We start from the raw sequence: 22,611 nt of genomic DNA, 5'->3' as shown, positions 1-22,611 counted from the left end.
AGGGAGAGAGAGGGGTTATCATGGACAATTTATTACAAAACAACAAAATATATTTAGAAGGAAAGGTATGCTCAGAGCTGGAATTTAGTCACGAAATGTATGGAGAAGGATTTTATACATTTAACGTTGAAGTTCCAAGACTTAGCGATGCTAAGGATGTTTTATTTATAACAGTATCAGAAAGACTTATGGTAGGAATGGAAATAAAACTTGGAGCTGAGTTAATAATAGAAGGTCAGCTGAGATCATATAATAAATTTATAGATGGAAGCAATAGACTCGTATTAACTGTTTTCGCAAGAAATATAGTTCCTTGCATAGAAAAAAGTAAAAATCCTAATTTAATAGTTTTGAATGGATTTATATGTAAGCAGCCTGTTTATAGGACAACTCCTTTTGGAAGGGAAATAGCAGATTTGTTATTAGCTGTAAACAGAGCCTATAATAAGTCAGATTATATTCCAACTATAGCATGGGGAAGGAATTCTAGATACTGCAAAGATTTAGAAGTTGGCGATAATATAAGAGTGTGGGGAAGACTTCAAAGCAGAGAATATCAAAAGAAAGTATCAGAAGATGAATCAATAAAGAAGATAGCTTATGAAGTTTCTATATCTAAAATGGAAAAGGTAAATAAGGATGGAGAAACTGAAGAAATTCAAGGAGAAGATGAAGAAGGAACTGAAGAAATTTATGAAATAGAAGAATAGAATTTTGCATTTTAAGATAATGTTGAAACCCCAGTATGGGATTTGCATTTAATGAAACATCTCAGCAAACTGAGATGTGCTAATTTATAACGAAATCATAGATTTCTATAAATTATACAACCGTTCATTTCTCAAAAAAAGCTCTAATATTTATGATTTTAAAATACCTAAGTCTTCTAAACTCGCTGTCGCTCAGACAGTAGAAGACTCTATACGGTATTTTAAAATCATAAATAAAGAGCTTTTAATACTTATTCAATGCTTTCTACAATGCAAATCTCATACTATATATTCAACATTAAAAATATCATATAAACTGTTTAAGGAGGGGATTTTGCTGTATTTTCTACCTAAGGTCATCTAAAATTTCGGTTTTACCTTTAGTTTTTTCGTCTATGTTTTTAATTATTCTTGCAGGAGTTCCAGCTACAACTACTCCTTCAGGAACATCTTCAACAACTACGGAACCTGCAGCAACTACTGAGTTTTTGCCAATATGTACACCTTCAAGGATTACCGCATTAGCTCCAATAAGTACATTATCTTCTATAATACAAGGTTCTTTACTAGGGGGTTCAAGTACTCCGGCTACAACTGCACCAGCACCTAAATGAACTCTTTTTCCAAGTTTTCCACGAGCGCCTACCACAGCATTCATATCTACCATGGTTTCTTCGCCTATTTCAGCTCCTATATTTATTACAGCTCCCATCATTATAACTGCGTTTTTACCTATACTTACTCTATCTCTTATGATAGCACCTGGCTCAATTCTAGCTTCTACATTGGAGATATCAAGCATTGGAATAGCAGAATTTCTTACGTCATTTTCCAGTCTGTATTTTGTTATTTTATTTTTATTCAAATTTAAAAATTCTAGTATTTCCTCTTTTTCTCCAAATAATATGTAAAAATTATTTGCACCATAGATTTCAACATTTTCGTTATTTGTTTTAGATAAATCTCCATCTACATAAACTTTAAAAGGAGTAGATTTTTTTGCTTCTTTTATATATTTAGCTATTTCATATGGATTAGTAAAATCATAATTCATAATAAAGCCTCCTTTGACTAATTTTTAAATGATAGTAGTATCATTTTAATATAATACATAAATTTATTATATTATAGTATAATTTTAATAATTAATAAATAATCTATAGTAATTTAAACAAATCTTAATAATATAAGTTTTGTATATTAACTATTATTAATAATAATAATTAAATAATACTTGTATAAAAGGAGTTTTTATGGAGAAGTCTGATATCTCTAAGACAATTGAAAATTACTTTGATATTAAGTACAAAAGTATAGGAGAATTGAAATTAAGAGAAGATATAAAAGAGTTCTTTTTATTAAATGATGAAAGATATAAAAAACACTATGCATTTGAAATAGCAGCTTTAGAAATGCATATAAATCAGAGAGAATTACAAAAGTATGATCTTAGATTTTCTAAATATAATTATTATCTTGATTATATAAGCTTAAATATTAATGCTAATAAGGCCATAGCGGTATTAGATGAAAATCATGATATTTATTTTAAATCTTCATCTAATATAAAATCTCAAATGAGCAATTTAAGGCATAAAATTTATTTGGAAAAATTTAAGGATAAGTGGTATATAATAAAAGATATTTACAAGGATTATTACAAAAATATTATAATGCATTATAATAATAAGTATACTTCTTTAGAAGAAATAAAAGAAATTCTATTAAAACAAAATTATAATAATTATCTGCAATCCCAAAATACAAGAGATGTTAGCTTCAGAGATGAGGCGGCGTTAGCACAAAATAAAGTTAGTAAGGAAAAATTATATAATTATAATAGGATAAGTGCAGTAAACTATGCAAGAATGTGGGCACTCAAGATAAATCCTAAATGGGGAAACTATGAATCGAAAGGATATGGTGGGGATTGTACTAATTTTACTTCTCAATGCATATATGCAGGGGGGATACCCTTTGATTTCTATGGAACTTCTGATTTTGTTAAGTGGTATTGGTATTCAAATAGCAAGAGGGTAGCGCCTTGGACTGGGGCTAAGCAGTTTAATTATTATGTTCAGTACAATAAAGGGTATGGATTAAAGGCACACTTTGCTGATTTATCAGACATGATGCCTGGAGATATAGTACAATTAGGAGGGAATTATCCTAAAACCTATCATAGTATGATTATTTCAGATTATGTATACAATTCCAATGGATATGTAGAAGATTATTTAATTTGTCAACATTCAACTTCTGTTGGTGGAAGATTAAAGGATTATCCGCTATCATCAAAACCACCTGTTCAAAAAGTTTATATTTCTATTGACGGGTACTATAAGTAAATAAAGGGGGCTTAACTATGGAAAAATTTAATTTAGAGGAACAATATGTATCAAGTTATGTAAAAAATATTGAGATTTCAGGTATAAGAAAGTTTTTTAATAAGGTTAGTGAATATTCAGGAGTTATATCATTAACATTAGGTCAACCGGATTTTCCAGTACCTGAAAAGGTGAAAGCAGCTATGATAAAGGCTATAGAGGATAATAAAACCACCTATACTTCAAATATGGGGATATTGGAACTGCGTGAAGAAATATCAAATTATTTAAGTAAGCTTCATATAAATTATACTCCAGAAGAAATTTGCATTACAGCAGGGGGAAGTGAAGCTATATTTGATGCTTTTACAGCAGTATTAAATCCTGGTGATAAGATATTAGTTCCAACACCTGGATATCCTGCGTATGAAAGTTGTGCTAGGCTTTTGGGGGCTTCATCTATACCTTATAATTTAAATGAGGATTTTACATTAAATATAGATGAAATAAGAAAAGTTGTAGAAAAGGAAAAACCAAAGGTAATAGTAATATCCTTTCCATCAAATCCAACAGGAGGGATACTAACTAAGGAAGATGCAGAAAATTTATATTCTATAATTAAAGATAATGAAATTTTAGCCATAACAGATGAGATATATAGTTCTTTATGTTTTGATAAATACTATTCAATAGCTCAGTTTAAAGATATAAAGCATAAAGTGATATTTATAAATGGTTTTTCTAAAATGTTTTCAATGACTGGGCTTAGAATTGGATATGTATGTGCTGAAGAACAGTATATGAAACATATATTAAAAGTACATCAATATAATATGAGCTGTGCACCATCTATATCTCAATGGGCAGCGCTAGAGGGACTTAAAAATTGTCTTGAAGATGTGGAATACATGAAAAATGAATTTATAAAGAGAAGAGATTATGTATATGAAAGACTTAAAAGTATGGATTTTAAGGTAAACTTACCTAAAGGTGCTTTTTATATATTTCCATCTATTGAAAAGTTTAATGTGAAAAGTGAAGAGTTTTGTGAAAAACTCTTAGTTGAAGCAAAGGTTGCAGCAGTACCAGGTTCTGCTTTTGGAACAGGGGGAGAAGGCTATTTTAGAATATCCTATGCTTACAGCATGGAACAATTAGAGGAAGCACTTGATAGAATGGAAAAGTGGCTTAAAAATGTGACATTTTAAGATAATGTTAAAACTTTAGTATGAGATTTACATTTAGGAAAGCTGTTCACTTCGCAAAGAAGCTCTAATATTTTTGATTTTAAAATTCCTAAACTTTCTAAACTCGCTATCGCTCAGACAATAGAAAGTTCTTAACGGTATTTTAAAGTCAAAAATAAAGAGCTTCTAACGCTTGTTCAATGCTTTCTACAATGCAAATCTTATACTAGATATTTAACATCAAAAATATAACTTAAACTTTGCTGTGAGATGAAATTCAGATTACTGAATTTCTGTGATTATATAATTGAGGAGGGAATTTCACAAAGACGAAATTCCCTCCTCAATTATTAAATATTTACTATTGAAAAGTAACTAAGATACATCATTAATTACTTCATATAACAAAGACTCTAGATTATGAACTAGTGATTCTTATTTTAACACGTCATCCATATCATACATTCCTGGAGCTTTTTCATACATGTATTCGGAGGCTCTTAAGGCGCCTACAGCAAATACTTCTCTTGATATAGCGGAGTGTCTTATCTCAATTACTTCACCACTACCTGCAAAAACTACATCATGATCTCCAACGATGGAGCCACCTCTAACTGCATGAATTCCTATTTCCTTTTTGTCTCTTTTAGAAATTCCTTCTCTTCCATAAACAAATTCAGTTTCTTCTTGTATGCTGTCTTTTATGGAGTTTGCAAGTAATAATGCAGTTCCACTAGGGGAATCTAATTTTTGATTATGGTGTTTTTCTATTATTTCTATATCAAAGTCTTTAAAAAGCTTTGAGGAAATTTGCTTTAGTATATTGTTCACTATATTTATTCCAATAGACATATTTGCAGATTTAAATACAGGTATTTTTTCAGAAGCTTTTTTTATTTCTTCCAGTTGTTCTTGTGTATATCCTGTAGTACAAAGTACTAAAGGAAGATTTTTTGGTATACAAAAACTTAATAAGCTATCTAAAGATTTAGCTGAAGAAAAATCTAAAACTACGTCAAATTCTACATCACAATCTTCTAGTTTTGAAAAAACGGGATAAGATGAATTTACAGAGGCATTTATATCTACTCCTGCAACTATTTTTAAATTATTAAACGATAAGGAAGTATGGGATATCATTTGACCCATTCTTCCATTGCACCCATTTAACAGTACTTTAACCATTATATCCTCCTAAGGCTATTTTAATAATCCATAAGCCTTTAATTCATTTTTTAATACAGCAAGGTTATTTTCGCTCATAGAACAAAGAGGAAGTCTTAAATCACCTACAGACAAACCTAATACATTCATTGCTGTTTTTACAGGTATAGGATTGGTTTCAATAAATAAAGCATTTGTCAAAGCTAAAGTATCTAGCTGAATCTTTAAAGCTTCTTCAAGTTTTCCTTGCATATAATAATTACACATATCATGCATTTCTTTTGGAAGTATATTTGCTACTACAGAAATTACTCCAATACCTCCTAAAGACATTATAGGAATTATTTGATCATCATTTCCTGAATATATATCTATCTTGTCTCTTAAGAGAGCCTTTATTTCAGCTATTTGACTAATGTTACCACTAGCTTCTTTAATTGCAACCACATTCTTGCACTCAGCGCATATCTTTACTAAGGTAGAAGGTGCTATATTCATTCCAGTTCTAGCTGGTACATTATAAAGCACAATAGGAGTATTTATATTTTTATCTATTTCTTTAAAGTGTTCTAAAAGTCCCTTTTGAGTAGTTTTATTATAGTAAGGAGTAATTAAAAGAAGACCATCTACTCCAATACTTTCTGCCCACTTACTATATTCTATAGTGCCTTTAGTATTATTACTACCAGTACCTGCAATCACGGGAATTCTTCCATGAACTTTATCTACAGTAAACTTAATAGTTTCTTTTCTTTCAGTTTCACTCATGGTAGAAGCTTCACCAGTAGTACCACATATTATTATTGCATCAGTGCTGTTTGCAATATGCCATTCTATAAGTTCTTCAAGCTTATTGAAATCTACACCATTTTCATCGAAAGGAGTAATTATGGCTACTCCAGATCCTTTGAATATACTCATAATTCGCCTCCAAAAATTTAAATTAATAATTTAAATTATTCACTAATCATACACTCTGCAATTTGAATTGCATTTAATGCAGCGCCTTTCCTTATATTGTCAGCAACTACCCATAAATTTAATCCGGAATCTAAACTAAAATCTCTTCTTATTCTTCCAACATATACTTCGTCTTTTCCTGATGAATTTAAAGGCATAGGGTATACTAAGTTTGCTACATCATCTTCAAGTATTATTCCTTTAGAATTCTTAAATAGTTCGAATACTTCTTTAATATCAAAGTCTTTTGATAGCTCAACGTTTATGCTTTCGCTATGACTATTTAAAACAGGAACCCTAACAGTAGTAGCGGTTATTTTTAAATTATCATCATGAAGTATTTTTCTTGTTTCATTTACCATTTTAATTTCTTCCTTTGTATATCCATCTTCTAAAAATGAATCAATGTGAGGAAGAAGATTACCCGCTATAGCATAAGGAAACTTTTTAGGAGCTTCTCCCTTATAGCCTTCCATTAAATCATTATATCCATTCATACCTGCACCTGATACAGCTTGATAAGTAGAATAAACTATTCTCTTAATTCCATAGGCATCATACAGAGGTTTTAAAGCTACCACCGCTTGTATAGTAGAGCAATTAGGGTTAGCAATAATACCTTTATGCTTTTTGATATCCTCTGGATTTACTTCGGGTACTACAAGTGGTACATTAGGATCCATTCTCCAAGCACTGCTGTTATCTATAACCACAGCTCCATAATTTGCGAAAATAGGAGCAAAGCTTTTGCTTGTATCCCCACCAGCTGAAAATAATGCAAAATGGATTTTTTTATTTTTTATATTATCTTCCTTTAATTCTTCCACGGTATATTCTTTTCCTTCGAAGGAAAGTTTTTTCCCTGCAGATCTAGCAGAAGCAAATAAATACAACTCTGCTATAGGAAAATTTCTTTCTGCAAGTATTTCTAAAAATTTTCTTCCAACCATTCCAGTACAACCAACTACTGCAACATTATAATTCATAAAAGTCCCTCCCTAAAAATAATTACATCTCAATTATATTCAGATGTTTTATATTATTATATTATATAATGAATAAACATATAAATGAAACATTATGTATAAATTTTTATTAAAGATATTAGAAGTGATAAATAAGAAGATTAATAAATAAAAAAAGAATAACATCCTTCATTAGTTAGAAAATTTTAGTTAACTTATATTAATAAAGGTAAATTAATATAGGTGGATTTATGATTGCGATGGGGAGCCATCTGATTGACAGTGAAAAAAAACTGTGTTAATATAGTTAAAATAATGTAATAAAAACGTCACAAATAGAAGAAGAAATACAAACGAGTTTTCTTAAGATACATATTTATTTAGAGGTTATTCTTTGTATAAATATATAATTATTGCAAGACTCTTATTTTTATCTTGTATTTATATAAAAATATAAACTAAGTATATCAAACATGCAAATAAGTATATAAAAATACAAATTAATCACATAAAAATACAAATACATATATAAAGGTAAATTAAAAATTGTAATAAAAGTATGGAATAAGCTATCTTAATAAATTAAGATACATTAATTCATAATTATAATAGTTAATTTCCATAGCTAACTAAATGTTAACAATATAATTTTTAAATTATATAATTATAAGTAATTATAAAGGGGGAGTTTATAGTGAAAAGAAACAAGATACTAGCACTTATCTTAACAGCTGCGCTTACACTTACAACATTTATTGGATGCGGCAGTGGAGACAAAAAGTCAGCAGGTGGAGAAACTAAACCAAAAGCCATGAGTTTTGAACTTGCAGACATTAAAACTTTAGATTCAGGATTAGCATCAGATACAGCATCATTTACTGCAGTAGGTGCTGGTTTTGAAGGACTTGCAAGAGTTAACAATGGAAAAGTTGAAAAAGCTGGTGCTGAAAGCTGGGAAGTTTCAGCGGATAAAAAAACGTATACTTTTAAATTAAGAGATTATAATTGGTCAGATGGAAAACCGGTTACAGCTAAAGATTTCGTATATGGATGGACAAGAATACTAGATCCAAATACTAAATCAACATACTCATTCTTTATAGAGGGAGTTAAAAATGCTGGAAAGTTTATGAAGGGACAGGCTAAAGCAGAAGATCTTGGCTTAAAGGCTAAAGATGATAAAACTTTTGTAGTAGAGCTTGAAAGACCAATCCCATACTTTGAAGAAATGATATCATTCCCATTACTTGTACCAGTTAGAGAAGATATTGCAAAGGCTCAGGGAGATAAATATGGTACAGACCCAACAAAGATGGTTTATAATGGACCATATACAATTACTGCATGGCAGAAGGGTGCTAAGTTAACATTAAAGAAAAATGATAAGTACTACGATAAGGATGCGGTTAAGACAGATGAAGTTAACTTATCAGTTATAAAAGAAATGCAAACAAGATACCAGATGCTTATGAATAAAGAAATAGATGCAGTAGCTGTTACTGGTGAATATATTGATAAACTTAAAAAGGATGTAGAAGCAGGTAAAATTTCTGGTATAGGGCAAGCGGACCCAGTTTCTTTCTACATGATATTTAATCAAACTGGAAAAAATAAACTTCTTACAAATCCTAAAATTAGATTAGCTTTCTCAATTGCAATAGATAGAGAAACTTATGTTAATAAGATTTATAAAAGAGGATTTGTTGCTCACGGTGTTGTATCACCACTTATAAAAACTGGAGATGTAGAATATAGAAGTAAAATTGAAGAGCCATTAAAGGAAGTAATTGCTCAAAAGAAAGATCCTAAAGCTTTATTTATAGAAGGATTAAAGGAACTTGGATTAGATCCAGATCCATCAAAACATACTGTAAGATATCTTCCACAGGATAGCAGTGCATTTGATAAACAATCAGCTGAATTCTTCCAAAATCAATGGAAGTCAAAAATAGGTGTTAATGTGCAGCTTGATTCAGCAGCAAGCTTTGCAGATTATTTGAAGAAAACACAAGATGGTAACTTTGAAATAGCAATGTCTGGTTGGGGCGCAGATTTCAATGATCCAGATTCATTTATAGGATTATTCCAAAAGGATAACGGAAATAACTATGGTAAGTATAACAGCGCTAAATATGAAGAATTATTAAACAAAATCAAAAATGAAACTGATAATACTAAGAGATTAGAATTATTTGCACAAGCTGAAAAATTACTTATTAATGAAGATGCGGGTATAGCTCCTATATACTATAAAGATAGAAGAAACTTCTTTCAAAATAATGTAAAGGGACTTCAACACCCAGCATTTGGAGCAACATATGAATTAAAATGGGTTTATACTGAAGGAAAATAGGGGTAAATAAAAATTATGAATACTACAATGGGGTTTGTAGAGCCTTATTGTAGTATTTGTATGTTAAGGATAAAATGGTATATTATGGGGCTGAAAAGAACATATGGAATTATAGATTCTATTGATCACATAAATTTTAACTGGAAATCGAGGAAGGAGGATATAAATGATAAAATTTATATTAAAGAGATTAGGATATATGCTAATAACTTTATGGGTAATAACTACAATAACATTCTTTTTAATGAATTCTATCCCTGGAGATCCTGTATCGGTTCAAGCGCAAAAGCTTCCGCCAGAAACTAGGGAAATAATAAAAGAAAAATATGGGCTTAATAAGCCACTGTCAACAAGATACGTTATTTATTTAAAGAATATAACAAAGGGAGAGTTAGGTGATTCCTTTATAACTCCCGGATATAGTGTACAGCAAATAATTAAAGATAAGTTTCCTAATTCATTAAAGCTTGGTTTGCAGGCAATAGCTTTAGGATTAACTATAGGTATAATACTCGGTATAATAGCTGCATTTAGAAGAAATACAAAGGTGGACTACTCAGTAATATTCCTTGCAATACTTGGGGTTTCTATACCAAGCTTTGTTTTGGCAGCGTTACTTCAAAAGGCAGTAGGGGGTAAAATAGGACTGCCTAGTGCAGGCTGGTATGCACCTGGAGAATATTTAAGTGGATTTAAATATACAATACTTCCAACTATAGCGCTATCCTTTTCAAGTTTAGCAACTTATGCAAGATACATGAGAACTTCCGTTTTAGATGTTGTGGGACTAGACTATATATTAACAGCGGAGTCTAAGGGTGTATCTAAAGTAGCTATAGCATGGAAACATGTTATAAGAAATGCAATATTACCTGTTATTACTATACTTGGACCACAGGTAGCAGCAGTTATCACAGGATCTATAGTAATAGAGAGAATATTTAATATTCCTGGGCTTGGAAATTCCATGATAGATGCTATTTTGACAAATGATTATAATGTAATCATGGGACTTACAATTTTCTATTCTGCACTATATATAATTTCACTGTTAATAGTTGATATATTATATACAGTAATAGATCCAAGAATAAGACTTACTGGTGGAAAAAGATAGGAGGTCAAAGGTGTAATGGTAAATTTAAATAAAGAAAAATTTAAAGTTTTAGGATATGATGCAGAAAATGCTGATATTATAGTACGACCTAATTTGACCTACTGGCAGGATGCGTGGAGAAGATTAAAGCAAAATAAGGTTGCTATGTTTTCTATGATATTATTGGTGATTATAATACTCATGTGCATAATAGGACCTTGGATATCACCACATAAGTTTTCTGTTCAAAATACAGACAAAATGAATCTTTCACCAAACAGTGAATATTGGTTTGGAACAGATAATTTAGGAAGAGATTTATTTTCAAGACTTTGGATTGGTGGTAGAGTTTCTATCACTATAGGTATAATAGGAACGATAATTGAAGTAGTTATAGGTTGTATATATGGAGGCATTAGTGGATACTTTGGAGGAAAAGTAGATGACATAATGATGAGAATTGTAGAAATACTTATAAGTATACCATATATGCTAATAGTTATAATACTATCCATATTTATGGGAAAGGGTATGATGTCTCTTTTAATTGCACTATGTATTACTGGTTGGACAAGTATGGCCCGTATGGTTAGAGGACAGGTTATGCAGCTTAAGCAATCAGAGTATGTACTTGCAGCTCAGGCATTGGGAGCAGACCCTAAAAGAGTAATACTTAAACATTTAATACCAAATACTATTGGAGTAATAATTGTTTATATGACTTTTGATATTCCATCATTTATATTTGCTGAGGCATTTTTAAGTTTCATAGGACTGGGAATACAGCCTCCTGAAACTAGCTGGGGGGCAATGACTTCTTTCGGACAAGCAGTTATGGATTTTTATCCATATCAGTTAATTTTCCCAGCACTAGCTATTTCATTAACAATGTTAGCATTTAACTTACTTGGTGATGGATTAAGAGATGCTCTAGATCCTAAGCTTCGTCAGTAAAGGAGGAGATAATTATGTCACATTTGCTTGAAGTTAAAGATTTGAAAGTTACATTTCACACTTATGCAGGTGAAGTGCAATCCGTTAGAGGAGTATCTTTTCATGTAGATAAGGGGGAGACCTTAGCTATAGTTGGAGAGTCTGGTTGTGGTAAGTCAGTAACTTCTAAATCCATAATGAGATTAATACCTACTCCTCCAGGAGATATAAAAGAAGGTTCACAAATACTATTTGATGGAAAAGATGTTTTAAAGATGTCAGATAAGGAACTTAGGGATTTAAGAGGAGAAGATATAAGTATGATTTTCCAGGATGCTATGACATCCTTAAATCCTACAATGAAAATAGGAGATCAAATAGCTGAAAACTTAATTATTCATAGAGGAATGAATAAAAAGGAAGCATTAGATGAAGCTGTAAAAATGCTTAAATTAGTTAATATACCAAATGCAGATAAAAGAGTAAGTCAATATCCACATGAATTTTCAGGTGGTATGAGACAAAGAGCAATGATTGCCATGGCACTTGCTTGTAATCCAAAAGTTCTAATAGCTGATGAACCTACTACTGCGCTAGATGTTACAATTCAGGCTCAGATAATGGATCTTATAAGAGAACTTCAAGATAAGCTTGGTACAGCAGTTATACTTATAACTCATGACTTAGGGGTAGTTGCTGGTGTGGCAACTAAAATTCAGGTTATGTATGCAGGTATGATAATTGAAAGAGGTACTAGAGAAGAATTATTTTATAACTCAAAGCATCCGTATACTTGGGCGCTTTTACAATCAGTACCAAGGCTTGATACAAAACATAAAAATGAATTGTATTCCATACCAGGAACTCCTCCAGATTTATTAAAACCTCCAGTAGGATGTCCTTTTGCATCAAGATGTGCTTATTGTATGGAGATTTGTAATGAAGAAATGCCAGAAGTAACAAAGATTACAGAAACTCATGAAGTACAATGTTGGTTACAGCATCCTCTTGCACCAAAGGTTGAGACTCCAAAATTTGAAGGAGGTGCAATATAGGTGGAAAAAGAAGTTTTAATTCAGGTTAAAAATCTTAAAAAATATTTTAAAGTTGGGAAAAATGCTACTTTAAAGGCTGTAGATGATGTAAGTTTTAGTATAAAAAAGGGAGAAACCTTAGGACTAGTTGGAGAATCAGGTTGTGGTAAAACAACTTGTGGAAGAACAGTACTTGGACTATATGGAGCTACAGATGGAGAAGTTTTATTTGAAGGCACTGATATACACAAGCTAAAGGGTAAAGCGAAAAAAGAATATACTAAAAATGCACAAATAATCTTCCAGGATCCTTATGCATCGCTAGATCCAAGAATGACAGTAGGAGATATCATTGCAGAAGGAATAGATATACATGGCATTCATAAGGGAAAAGAAAGAACTAACAGAATATATGAGCTTTTACAACTAGTAGGTTTAAATAAGGAACATGCATCAAGATTTCCTCATGAGTTTTCAGGAGGACAAAGACAGAGAATAGGTATAGCAAGAGCATTGGCTGTTGAACCAAAGTTTATTGTGTGTGATGAGCCAATTTCAGCACTTGACGTTTCTATTCAAGCTCAGGTTGTAAATTTACTTATAAAATTACAAAATGAACTTGGACTTACTTACTTATTTATTGCTCATGATCTTTCAATGGTAAAGCATATATCTGACAGAGTTGGAGTTATGTACCTTGGAACTATGGTAGAACTTGCTTCAAGTGAACACTTATATGCAAAACCATTGCATCCATATACTCAAGCACTTTTATCTGCTATTCCAATTCCTGATCCAGAAGTTGAACAAAGCAGAAGCAGAATAATGCTTGAAGGAGATGTTCCAAGTCCTATAAATCCAAAACCAGGATGCAGATTTGCACCAAGATGTAAATATGCAAAGCCTGTGTGCAGTGAAGTTTCACCTGTATTTAAAGAGGTTGAAAAAGATCACTTTGTAGCATGCCATTTATTTGAAGATAAATAGTATTTAATAATGCCCTGAAATCAGTGTAATGGCTGGTTTTAGGGTTTTATTTTAGATTTTTAGCTTAATTATTTTCTTAAATAGAGATTGGATTTTGATTTGAAAAATTGAATAAATATATCCCCATCTGTAAAAACTATTAAATAACGTAATTAATTTTTTTACGGAGGGGATTATTATGGGAAAAACACCACTTAAAAAGGTTATTAAGGCTAAATTAAAATCAAATAGAGAACTTACTGAAGCAGAAAAGCTTAGAGAACAAATTAAATATGAAATTGCTGATGAATTGGGTTTAATAGATAAGGTAGAGAAATATGGATGGAGCAGCTTAACTTCGGAGGAAACAGGAAGAATAGGTGGAATAATGACTAGAAGAAAAAAACAAATGAATATTCCTAAAAATATTGACTTGCAAAAAAATAATTTATAATATAAATTTATTAATGAAACATCTCAATTTTGAGATGTACTGATTTATATTGGATAAAGGGGAACGGTTATGGAGTGTTACAAAGAATTTGCCCATATTTATGACAATCTTATCAAAGGTGATGTGGATTATTTAAAATGGGCAAATATTATATCGGATTTATGTAATGAGTTTAATGTGCCCAAAAGGGAGTATTTAGACTTGGCTTGTGGAACTGGAAATTTAACAGAGCATATAGCCAAAGGTTTCTTAAATACTTGGGCAGTGGATTTATCAAATGATATGCTTACTGAAGCTGAAAATAAGCTTAGAAATAAAGGTATAAAGGGAAGGTTTGTATGTCAAGATATAAGTGAATTGGAACTAAATAAGCAATTTGATCTTATAACATGCTGTTTAGATTCTACTAACTATTTAACGGAAAATGAAGATATATTAAATTATTTTAAGGGTGTACATAAGCATTTAAAAGATGAAGGTATTTTTATATTCGATATAAATTCATATTATAAACTTTCTAATATATTAGGAAATAATATATTTACTTATGATGAAGAAAACGTGTATTATACTTGGGAAAATGTCTTTGAAGATAATATAGTGGACATGTACTTGACTTTCTTTTTAAAAGAAGGAGAGCTTTATAGAAGATTTGATGAACATCATATAGAAAGAGCATACACTGAGAAGGAGCTAGAAGGACTTATCGTTAAAGCTGGGTTTAAAATAGCAAAGGTATTAGATAATTATGAGCATGAGGATGTATCTTCTACAAGTGAAAGAATAGTGTATGTACTCACAAAATAGGAAATCAGGAGGAAATAAAATGAGTGATAAATTAGTTAGAGCAATTGCAAGTAATGGTGACATAAGAATTATTGCAGCTATTACAACAGAACTTGTGAATGAAGGGGTAAGGATTCACGAATGTGCTCCTACAGCAGCTGCAGCACTAGGGAGAATGCTTACCGCAGGAACATTAATGGGTGCAATGTTAAAATCAGAGAAGGATTCTTTAACTATTCAAATATCTGGAGGCGGGGAGGCAAAGGGTGTTCTTGTTACTGCTTATTCTGATGCAAGCGTAAAGGGATATATAGGGAACCCTAAGGTTGATTTACCTGCAAATAGCAAAGGGAAACTTGATGTTGGAGGGGCTATAGGCATAAATGGTAAGGTTACCGTTATAAAGGATATGGGACTTAGAGAGCCTTATGTTGGTCAGATACCTATTTATTCAGGAGAAGTAGGGGATGATCTTGCGTATTATTTTACAGTTTCCGAGCAGACTCCTTCTGCTGTTGGACTTGGAGTTCTTGTAGATACTGATTTAAGTATTAAAGCGGCAGGTGGATTTATTATTCAAATGATGCCAGGAGCAAATGAACTAGCGGCTGATTTAGTCACTTATAGGCTTCAGGATATGAAATCTGTAACTGATTATATAGTACAAGGAATGAGTATTGAAGAAATACTTCAGTTTATATTTGAAGATATGGATTTAAAAATATTAGATAATATGACTCCAAAATATCAGTGTGATTGTACAAGAGACAAGGTAGAAAGAGTATTTATGAGCATAGGAGAAAAAGACCTTACTGAATTATATAATGAAAATAAAACTGAGGAATTAAAGTGTCACTTTTGCAATACAAGCTATAAATTTACTAATGAACAAATAGGAGAAATTTTAAAAAAATCAGGAAGCAAGAATTAAGCATGAATTAATAACCATTAAAATACATTGTAATTAACGAAGGGTTGTACTATAATTTTATTATGAAGTATCCTGATAACTTGAGATGAGCTGATTTATAATGAAATTATAAATTTCTATAAATCATGCATAGTTAGTAAAAATTTAATATGATTATTTTAGGTGCTGATATAGTTTAAAAGAGAAAGTGGTGAGAAGCCACTGCAGCCCCCGCTACTGTAAGAGTTGACAAATCCCATTTATCCACTAGATATTTCTAGGAAGGAGGGAGGAGGAAGAAACTTAAGCCAGGAGAACTGCCTGAAATACATTGCTACAATGCTTCGGAGGGAAGATATAAGCTTACTTTGTATATGTATTCCCTTGCTTTTGCAAGGGATTTTATTTTTTAATGATATAACATATTTAAGTTATTTAAACCATTATATTAATAAGTAGTACATATTTAAAATAAGAATCTCCCTGTTGATTTGGGATGATTCTTATTTGTTTTTATCTAGTATATACCACCTGAACCTATGAATCACTTGATATTAAAAATGCAGTAAGAGTTAAGACCTTGAAAATAAGTGCTATTAGTATTATAAAAAGTAAATTATTATTTTTAAATTTTAGGAGGAATGGGAAATGGAATTATTAAAAGAAACATTGCAAAGTATTGCACCAGCTAATGATGAGGCGATAAAAGATGCTTGGAAGAGAATGGATAGCCTTAGTAAACCTATAGGAAGTTTAGGAGAATTAGAAAAAATAGCTGTAAAGATATCTGGTATTACTGGGAAAGTAAAGAATAAAATAAATAAAAAAATAACTATAGTTATGAGTGCTGATAATGGAGTGTTAGTAGAAGGAGTTAGTGCATGCCCTCAGGAGCTTACAGCTATTATTACAGATAATTATACTAAAGGTGTTACAGGTATAGGTGTCTTATCTAATTATGCTAAAGCAGATGTATGCGTAGTAGATATAGGTGTGAATGCAAACTTTAATAACCCTAAGATAATAAATAAAAAAATAGCTTATGGAACTAAAAACATGGCAAAAGAAGCGGCTATGTCAAGAGAAGAAGCTATAAGAGCCATTGAAGTAGGAATAGAAATGGTAGATAAATATGTAAGTGAGGGATATGATTTATTTGGTACTGGAGAGGCAGGAATGGGTAATACTGCCACTAGTGCGGCAGTTATAAGCGTACTGTCTGGAATAGATTCTGATTTAATAGTAGGTAAAGGTGCTGGGCTTACAGAGGAACAATTTGTAAACAAAAAAAATGTAATAAAAAGGGCTATTGAATTAAATAATCCTGATAAAAGTGATGCTATAGATGTTTTATCAAAAGTAGGTGGTTTTGATATAGCAGGATTATGTGGATGCTTTCTAGGTGCAGCCAAAAATAGAGTACCCATTGTAATAGATGGGGTTATATCTTCAGCAGCTGCATTGTGTGCTTATAAGTTAAATCCCAATGTAAAAGATTTTATGTTTCCGTCTCATATCCCAGCAGAACCAGGTGCAACTTGTGTAATGAATGAAATAGGTCTTAAGGCAAATTTAGGTTTAGATATGAGGTTGGGAGAAGGTTCAGGATGTCCTATAGAGTTTTTAGTAATAGAATCTGCTTTATGTATAATGAATGATATGCATACGCTAGAAGAGGCAAGTATACACAACACTGAATTTTTTGTAGATATTAGAGAAGAGTAAATTACCACGTTTTTTAATACTGAACCTCACGTATGAGATTTACATTTAGGAAAACGGGTTGCTACACAAATAAAGAGCTGCATGATTTATAGAAATTCTTTGATTTCGTTATAAATCAGTACATCTCAGAAAAGAGAGATGTTTCTACTTTTCGCTTGCTCAATGTTTTCTACAATGTAAATCTCATACTTATATTCAATATTAAAAGTATCTTCATGCATACTGCTGAAGGAAGAAATTTCGCTTTGGCGAAAGTTTCTATAAAAATATAAAAAAGTTTAATTTTTTTGTTGACAAAAGTCATATCAGCTTATATAATAATAATTGTCTTAAACGACACGCAAGTATTTATGGGAGCATAGCTCAGCTGGGAGAGCATCTGCCTTACAAGCAGAGGGTCACAGGTTCGATCCCTGTTGTTCCCACCATGATACTGCGGCCCAGTGGCTCAGTTGGTTAGAGTGCCGGCCTGTCACGCCGGAGGTCGAGGGTTCGAGTCCCTTCTGGGTCGCCAAATGGCTGGATAGCTCAGTCGGTAGAGCAGAGGACTGAAAATCCTCGTGTCCCTGGTTCGATTCCTGGTCCAGCCACCACAATGCGGGAGTGGCTCAGTGGTAGAGCGTCACCTTGCCAAGGTGAACGTCGCGAGTTCGAATCTCGTCTTCCGCTCCAATTTTATATGGCGCTATAGCCAAGTGGTAAGGCAGAGGTCTGCAAAACCTCTATTCCCCAGTTCAAATCTGGGTGGCGCCTCCATAACAAAAAAGCTTCTAGAATCTCTAGAAGCTTTTTTTCGTGCCACCCACGTGGCAAGTGGCAAGTTATAAACAGATTGTTAATCTGTAACTTGCCACTTGCCATGTGAGTGGCACTCAACTACAAAGATGCTTCCTCTATCAATAAGTTTTCCATTTCTTAAATAAACAGGTCTCACATTATATTTTTCTAGAAATGATAGCACTTCTTTGCCATAAGCGTAATAAGACAAGTCCCCATAAAAGGCTAAGGTATTATCATCTATTTTGCCGCAACATCCTCCTATAAAGCCATAGTCAAGCCCAGGAAGTTCAATATCACCTGGAGGTAATAAAAGCACATCAATATCGGTGCTCTTAAGAGAGTTAGCTATGCTTTTATCACTAGTTATTAGTGCTCTTTCAGAAACTATAGCAGTGGAGCATTTAGTATAGCCTTGTTTTACATTTATTAAAATTTTATCTTTTACTTTATTAAGCAATGTTTCATCAGTGTATTTTAAGTAATGCATAAATAATTTTGATAAGTTAACCGCATTTAGTGTAATATCGTAAGGGTATTTATCAGAAATTGATGAGTTAGATTTTAACACATTGAAATTTAAAGATTTCAGCAATTCGACAAAATCAGTAGGCATATCTTTGTGTACTAATATGCTTTCCTTATCTATTATATGAATAAGCATATCAGGATGGCCGCATACAGCCGTATATAGTTTTTCGTAAGGAGGACAAGTTAATACTTTGCATCCTAGTTTTTCTAAATTGCTTTTTTCTACAAGATTTATTTTATAATCTACTAATGCATATTTCATATTTCTCACCCATATTACATATTAAGTTAGTTATGCTATTTTTGTCAAATTTCCTGGGAAATATGTTCAAGCATGCTATGTATACACTTTTAAATTTCACATATACTATCCTAGAAAGGAGTGAGAATAGTATGGAGCACTTTACATTGGTATATGAAAATGAAGTAGAAGATATTATAGATAGTGTTAATAGCTTAAAAGAATATTTTAAAAATAAAGAAATAGAAGTTGGAATATGGGAAAGCATACATGAAAGCACTCACTTTCTTAAAATATATTTTGCTAAGGAAAAGTTTAATGAAAAGTATTTTCAAATCTTTAATTTATATATAGCTAATATATTATATAGGGAAGTTGTAAAAGAATTTTTTAAAAAAAATCTTGTAGATTTTTTAGCAGAGAATTATTTTTTTCTTACTGATGAAGAAATAATAGAGATAAAAAATAAAAGTGTAGAAATATTTAATAACGAAACTTTTTTAATAGATGATAAGAATATATTTTATTTAAATAGAAAAAATGAAATGATAGATAAGATAATAGATTGTGTAAAAGAAAATAACGAAATAAATATAAATGGATTTGTAATGTTTAGGATGAAGGAATTGGAGATGTATTTAGAAGGCATACTTGAAAAAATAGTAGAAGACCATATGGTTGAAAAGGAATATGATGAATTTATAAAGTTACTTCAGTACTTCGTGAACATACAAGAAAGTAGAATAGATGAATTAAATATAATTATAGATATCGAGGGAAGATATATACTTAGAGATAAAGATGGCAATGATATAACAGAAAGTTTTATGGCTGATATACATAAAAGCAAAATAAGTACTGAAGTTTTAAATGGTGTGAATTTTGAAGATATGCTTATAAGTAATTTAATAACTTATTGTCCGGAAAAAATAGTCATACATTGTTCGGAAAATTCTTTTAATCAAGAAATAATAAGCACCATAAGTAAGGTGTTTCTTCAAAAGGTGGAATTTTGTAGTGAGTGTAAGATGTGCAATAAAATAAAAAGAAAAAGTCCGTTGTAAAAGTCATAGTTTTTATTGACAGAATTTAATGTTAATAATATAATTAAAAAAAGCAATGAAAAGGAAGAGTAAGCAATTAAATTATTACTAGAGAGGAAAATCCACGGGCTGAAAGATTTTCTTAATAATGTTGTTGAAAACCACCTTAGAGCTGTATACTGAAATTTAGTAAGTATTACCGTTGCCTGCGTTAAGGGTTCAAAGAAGATAATATATTATATATATTATTAATTTGGGTGGAACCACGGTTATAAATCGTCCCAGTGTATGGGGGGATTTTTTATTTTTTGCAATATATTTAAATTAAATAAGGAGGATATTATGATTAAGGTAACTTTAAAAGATGGAAAAGTTTTAGAGGTTGAAAAGGGAACTAAGGTAGCGGATATAGCTATGAAGATAAGCCCTGCCCTTTACAAAAAAGCATTAGGAGCAAAAATAAATGGTGAGGCTAGTGAGTTAATGACAGAAATACATAACGACTGCTCTCTTGAAATATTAACATTTGAAGATGAAGGTGGTAAATTAACATTAAGACACACTGCTTCACATATACTTGCTCAAGCAGTGAAGAGACTTTACCCAGAAGTAAAATTAGCAATAGGACCTGCTATAGATACAGGTTTTTACTATGATTTTGACGCCGATTTTACTTTTACTCCAGAAATGTTCGATAAGATAGAAAAAGAAATCCAAAATATAATAAAAGAAGATTATGCATTAGAAAAATTCGAACTTTCAAGAGAAGATGCTATAAAATTAATGAAGGAAAATAATGAATTATATAAGGTTGAATTAATTCAAGATCTTCCAGAGGATGCGGTTATATCTTTTTATAAGCAGGGAGATTTTACAGACCTATGTGCAGGCCCTCATGTGCCATCTACAGGAAAGGTTAAGGCAATGAAACTTCTTTCAGTAGCAGGAGCTTATTGGAGAGGCGACGAAAAAAATAAAATGCTTCAAAGAATATACGGAACAGCATTCACTAAAAAGAGTGAATTAGAAGAATACCTACATATGTTAGAAGAAGCTAAAAAGAGAGATCATAGAAAACTAGGTAAGGAATTAGACTTATTCAGCCTACATGAAGAAGGTCCAGGATTCCCATTTTTCCATCCTAAGGGAATGGTAGTTAGAAATCTTCTTGAAAATTACTGGAGAGAAACACATACTAAAGCAGGATATCAAGAAATAAGAACTCCTATTATATTAAATGAAAAATTATGGCATCAGTCAGGTCACTGGGATCACTATAAGGATAATATGTACTTTACACAAATAGATGGAGAAGATTTTGCTGTAAAACCAATGAATTGTCCAGGATCAATACTTGTTTATAAGAGCGCAATGCATTCTTATAAGGAATTTCCACTTAGACTTGGTGAACTAGGAATGGTTCACAGACATGAATTATCTGGAGCTTTACATGGTCTTATGAGAGTAAGATACTTTACTCAAGATGATGCTCATATCTTTTTGACTAGAGAGCAAATAAAGGACGAAATATTAAATGTAATTAAATTAATAGATGGATTTTATAAGAGCTTTGGTTTTGAGTATTTTGTTGAATTATCTACAAGACCAGAGGACTCAATGGGTAGTGAAGAAGATTGGGAAGCAGCTACAAATGGACTTGCAGAAGCTTTAAATGCCGCAGGATTAAGCTATAAGGTAAATGAAGGGGATGGAGCATTCTATGGCCCTAAAATAGATTTCCACTTGAAAGACTGTTTGGGAAGAACATGGCAGTGCGGTACTATACAGCTTGATTTCCAAATGCCAGAAAGATTTGATTTAACTTATGTAGGAGCAGATGGGGAAAAACATAGACCAGTTATGGTCCACAGAGTTGTATTTGGAAGTATAGAAAGATTTATAGGAATACTTATAGAAAACTATGCGGGAGCATTCCCAACTTGGCTTGCACCAGTACAGATTAGAGTATTAAATATAACAGATTCACAAAAGGATTATGCTAAAAACATAGTTGAAACTCTTAAAGAAAGAGGATTAAGAGTGGAATTAGATGACAGGAATGAAAAAATAGGATACAAGATAAGAGAAGCACAGCTTCAAAAAATTCCTTATATGATTGTAATAGGAGATAAGGAAATGCAAGCAGGAAAAATAGCCTTAAGAACAAGAAAAGGCGGAGATTTAGGAGCAATGGAATTGAATGATTTCATAGCTAAGATAGAAGAAGAAATCAAAAGTAAATCAACTGAAGGATGCACTTTATAAAAAACTTGTTGACAAGTAGATAATATTATAGTAAAATTTGTTGTGTTAAGAAGAAACCAGCCGTTTCTCACCTTACAGCATCGCTAGTAGGGTTATATGGATAGCAATTTTTATTTTGTTGCATATAAAAGGACGGCATTTGCCGTCCTTTTTTTAATACATAAAATAATCATTTATTTGATGT

General features: G+C 31.6%; 19 protein-coding genes, 5 tRNA genes, 1 riboswitch and 2 other annotated features. Of the genes, 19 read left to right on the top strand and 5 right to left on the bottom strand.

Annotation, left to right across the window (positions count from 1 at the left end; all coding sequences use genetic code 11):
* Positions 1 to 20: 20 nt before the first annotated feature.
* Positions 21 to 710 (top strand): single-stranded DNA-binding protein, encoded by a 690-nt coding sequence (locus BSD9I1_RS14890; RefSeq protein ID WP_035307156.1) that lies wholly within the window; start codon positions 21 to 23, stop codon positions 708 to 710.
* Positions 711 to 1,056: 346 nt separating this feature from the next.
* Here the strand turns inward: BSD9I1_RS14890 and dapD are convergent, their stop codons facing one another.
* A complete protein-coding gene (dapD, locus tag BSD9I1_RS14885; protein WP_186430987.1) occupies positions 1,057 to 1,764 on the bottom strand; it encodes a 2,3,4,5-tetrahydropyridine-2,6-dicarboxylate N-acetyltransferase in 708 nt (235 codons plus the stop codon).
* A 199-nt stretch (positions 1,765 to 1,963) separates the two neighbouring features.
* On the opposite strand from dapD, the gene BSD9I1_RS14880 reads away from it, so the two are divergent.
* Both BSD9I1_RS14880 and BSD9I1_RS14875 read left to right on the top strand, forming a co-directional pair.
* Positions 1,964 to 3,058, top strand: a complete 1,095-nt coding sequence (locus BSD9I1_RS14880) for an amidase domain-containing protein (RefSeq protein WP_242966509.1) — start codon at positions 1,964 to 1,966, stop codon at positions 3,056 to 3,058.
* Positions 3,059 to 3,075: 17 nt separating this feature from the next.
* Positions 3,076 to 4,245, top strand: coding sequence for a pyridoxal phosphate-dependent aminotransferase (locus tag BSD9I1_RS14875; protein WP_186430986.1), 1,170 nt, complete (start codon positions 3,076 to 3,078; stop codon positions 4,243 to 4,245).
* A gap of 414 nt (positions 4,246 to 4,659) precedes the next feature.
* Here BSD9I1_RS14875 and dapB read toward each other — a convergent pair whose 3' ends face one another.
* From dapB to BSD9I1_RS14860, 3 genes are read right to left on the bottom strand one after another with little or no spacing between them, the layout of a single operon-like run.
* A complete protein-coding gene (gene dapB, locus BSD9I1_RS14870) occupies positions 4,660 to 5,409 on the bottom strand; it encodes a 4-hydroxy-tetrahydrodipicolinate reductase (protein WP_186430985.1) in 750 nt (249 codons plus the stop codon).
* A 15-nt stretch (positions 5,410 to 5,424) separates the two neighbouring features.
* On the bottom strand, positions 5,425 to 6,309 hold the full coding sequence (gene dapA, locus BSD9I1_RS14865) for a 4-hydroxy-tetrahydrodipicolinate synthase (protein ID WP_186430984.1): 885 nt from the start codon (positions 6,307 to 6,309) through the stop codon (positions 5,425 to 5,427).
* A gap of 35 nt (positions 6,310 to 6,344) precedes the next feature.
* Positions 6,345 to 7,334, bottom strand: a complete 990-nt coding sequence (locus tag BSD9I1_RS14860) for an aspartate-semialdehyde dehydrogenase (RefSeq protein ID WP_186430983.1) — start codon at positions 7,332 to 7,334, stop codon at positions 6,345 to 6,347.
* A gap of 673 nt (positions 7,335 to 8,007) precedes the next feature.
* Here BSD9I1_RS14860 and BSD9I1_RS14855 point away from each other — a divergent pair.
* The 14 genes from BSD9I1_RS14855 to BSD9I1_RS14790 all read left to right on the top strand — a co-directional run bounded on the left by BSD9I1_RS14855 (position 8,008) and on the right by BSD9I1_RS14790 (position 18,326).
* Entirely contained in the window at positions 8,008 to 9,666 is a 1,659-nt protein-coding gene (locus BSD9I1_RS14855; protein WP_242966508.1) for a peptide ABC transporter substrate-binding protein, read from the top strand.
* Between the two features lie 166 nt (positions 9,667 to 9,832).
* On the top strand, positions 9,833 to 10,783 hold the full coding sequence (locus BSD9I1_RS14850) for an ABC transporter permease (protein ID WP_186430982.1): 951 nt from the start codon (positions 9,833 to 9,835) through the stop codon (positions 10,781 to 10,783).
* A gap of 15 nt (positions 10,784 to 10,798) precedes the next feature.
* Positions 10,799 to 11,716, top strand: coding sequence for an ABC transporter permease (locus BSD9I1_RS14845; RefSeq protein WP_186430981.1), 918 nt, complete (start codon positions 10,799 to 10,801; stop codon positions 11,714 to 11,716).
* 14 nt (positions 11,717 to 11,730) lie between these two features.
* The gene (locus BSD9I1_RS14840; protein ID WP_186430980.1) at positions 11,731 to 12,750 is read left to right on the top strand and encodes an ABC transporter ATP-binding protein; all 1,020 of its coding nucleotides are present in this window, start codon (positions 11,731 to 11,733) and stop codon (positions 12,748 to 12,750) included.
* A complete protein-coding gene (locus BSD9I1_RS14835) occupies positions 12,751 to 13,716 on the top strand; it encodes an ABC transporter ATP-binding protein (RefSeq protein ID WP_186430979.1) in 966 nt (321 codons plus the stop codon).
* A 178-nt stretch (positions 13,717 to 13,894) separates the two neighbouring features.
* Positions 13,895 to 14,149, top strand: a complete 255-nt coding sequence (locus tag BSD9I1_RS14830; RefSeq protein ID WP_035307183.1) for a small, acid-soluble spore protein, alpha/beta type — start codon at positions 13,895 to 13,897, stop codon at positions 14,147 to 14,149.
* Between the two features lie 69 nt (positions 14,150 to 14,218).
* Positions 14,219 to 14,956 carry a class I SAM-dependent methyltransferase gene (locus tag BSD9I1_RS14825; RefSeq protein ID WP_186430978.1) on the top strand — a complete coding sequence of 246 codons (738 nt, stop codon included), beginning with the start codon at positions 14,219 to 14,221 and terminating at the stop codon, positions 14,954 to 14,956.
* Between the two features lie 19 nt (positions 14,957 to 14,975).
* Complete coding sequence (gene hslO, locus BSD9I1_RS14820) at positions 14,976 to 15,866, top strand: Hsp33 family molecular chaperone HslO (protein WP_186430977.1); 891 nt, start codon at positions 14,976 to 14,978, stop codon at positions 15,864 to 15,866.
* 143 nt (positions 15,867 to 16,009) lie between these two features.
* Positions 16,010 to 16,185, top strand: a riboswitch (cobalamin riboswitch).
* A gap of 308 nt (positions 16,186 to 16,493) precedes the next feature.
* Positions 16,494 to 17,570: a nicotinate-nucleotide--dimethylbenzimidazole phosphoribosyltransferase gene (cobT, locus tag BSD9I1_RS14815; RefSeq protein WP_186430976.1), complete on the top strand. Its 1,077-nt coding sequence runs from the start codon at positions 16,494 to 16,496 to the stop codon at positions 17,568 to 17,570.
* Positions 17,571 to 17,922: 352 nt separating this feature from the next.
* Positions 17,923 to 17,998, top strand: a tRNA-Val gene (locus tag BSD9I1_RS14810).
* Between the two features lie 9 nt (positions 17,999 to 18,007).
* Positions 18,008 to 18,084: transfer RNA gene (locus BSD9I1_RS14805), tRNA-Asp, on the top strand.
* 3 nt (positions 18,085 to 18,087) lie between these two features.
* Positions 18,088 to 18,163, top strand: a tRNA-Phe gene (locus BSD9I1_RS14800).
* Positions 18,164 to 18,167: 4 nt separating this feature from the next.
* Positions 18,168 to 18,242, top strand: a tRNA-Gly gene (locus BSD9I1_RS14795).
* 9 nt (positions 18,243 to 18,251) lie between these two features.
* Positions 18,252 to 18,326, top strand: a tRNA-Cys gene (locus BSD9I1_RS14790).
* 79 nt (positions 18,327 to 18,405) lie between these two features.
* Here BSD9I1_RS14790 and BSD9I1_RS14785 read toward each other — a convergent pair.
* The gene (locus tag BSD9I1_RS14785) at positions 18,406 to 19,140 is read right to left on the bottom strand and encodes a DUF6873 family GME fold protein (protein ID WP_186430975.1); all 735 of its coding nucleotides are present in this window, start codon (positions 19,138 to 19,140) and stop codon (positions 18,406 to 18,408) included.
* 131 nt (positions 19,141 to 19,271) lie between these two features.
* On the opposite strand from BSD9I1_RS14785, the gene ytxC reads away from it, so the two are divergent.
* Positions 19,272 to 20,183 carry a putative sporulation protein YtxC gene (ytxC, locus tag BSD9I1_RS14780; protein WP_186430974.1) on the top strand — a complete coding sequence of 304 codons (912 nt, stop codon included), beginning with the start codon at positions 19,272 to 19,274 and terminating at the stop codon, positions 20,181 to 20,183.
* Between the two features lie 46 nt (positions 20,184 to 20,229).
* Positions 20,230 to 20,449 (top strand) — a binding site (T-box leader).
* Between the two features lie 55 nt (positions 20,450 to 20,504).
* Positions 20,505 to 22,427 carry a threonine--tRNA ligase gene (gene thrS / locus BSD9I1_RS14775; protein WP_035308172.1) on the top strand — a complete coding sequence of 641 codons (1,923 nt, stop codon included), beginning with the start codon at positions 20,505 to 20,507 and terminating at the stop codon, positions 22,425 to 22,427.
* Between the two features lie 41 nt (positions 22,428 to 22,468).
* Positions 22,469 to 22,587, top strand: a sequence feature (ribosomal protein L20 leader region).
* Positions 22,588 to 22,611: the final 24 nt, after the last annotated feature.

The sequence above is a fragment of the Clostridium sp. BSD9I1 genome (genome assembly GCF_900185645.1).
Lineage (GTDB): Bacteria > Bacillota > Clostridia > Clostridiales > Clostridiaceae > Clostridium_AK.
This window is presented reverse-complemented; position numbering and strand designations above follow the sequence as displayed.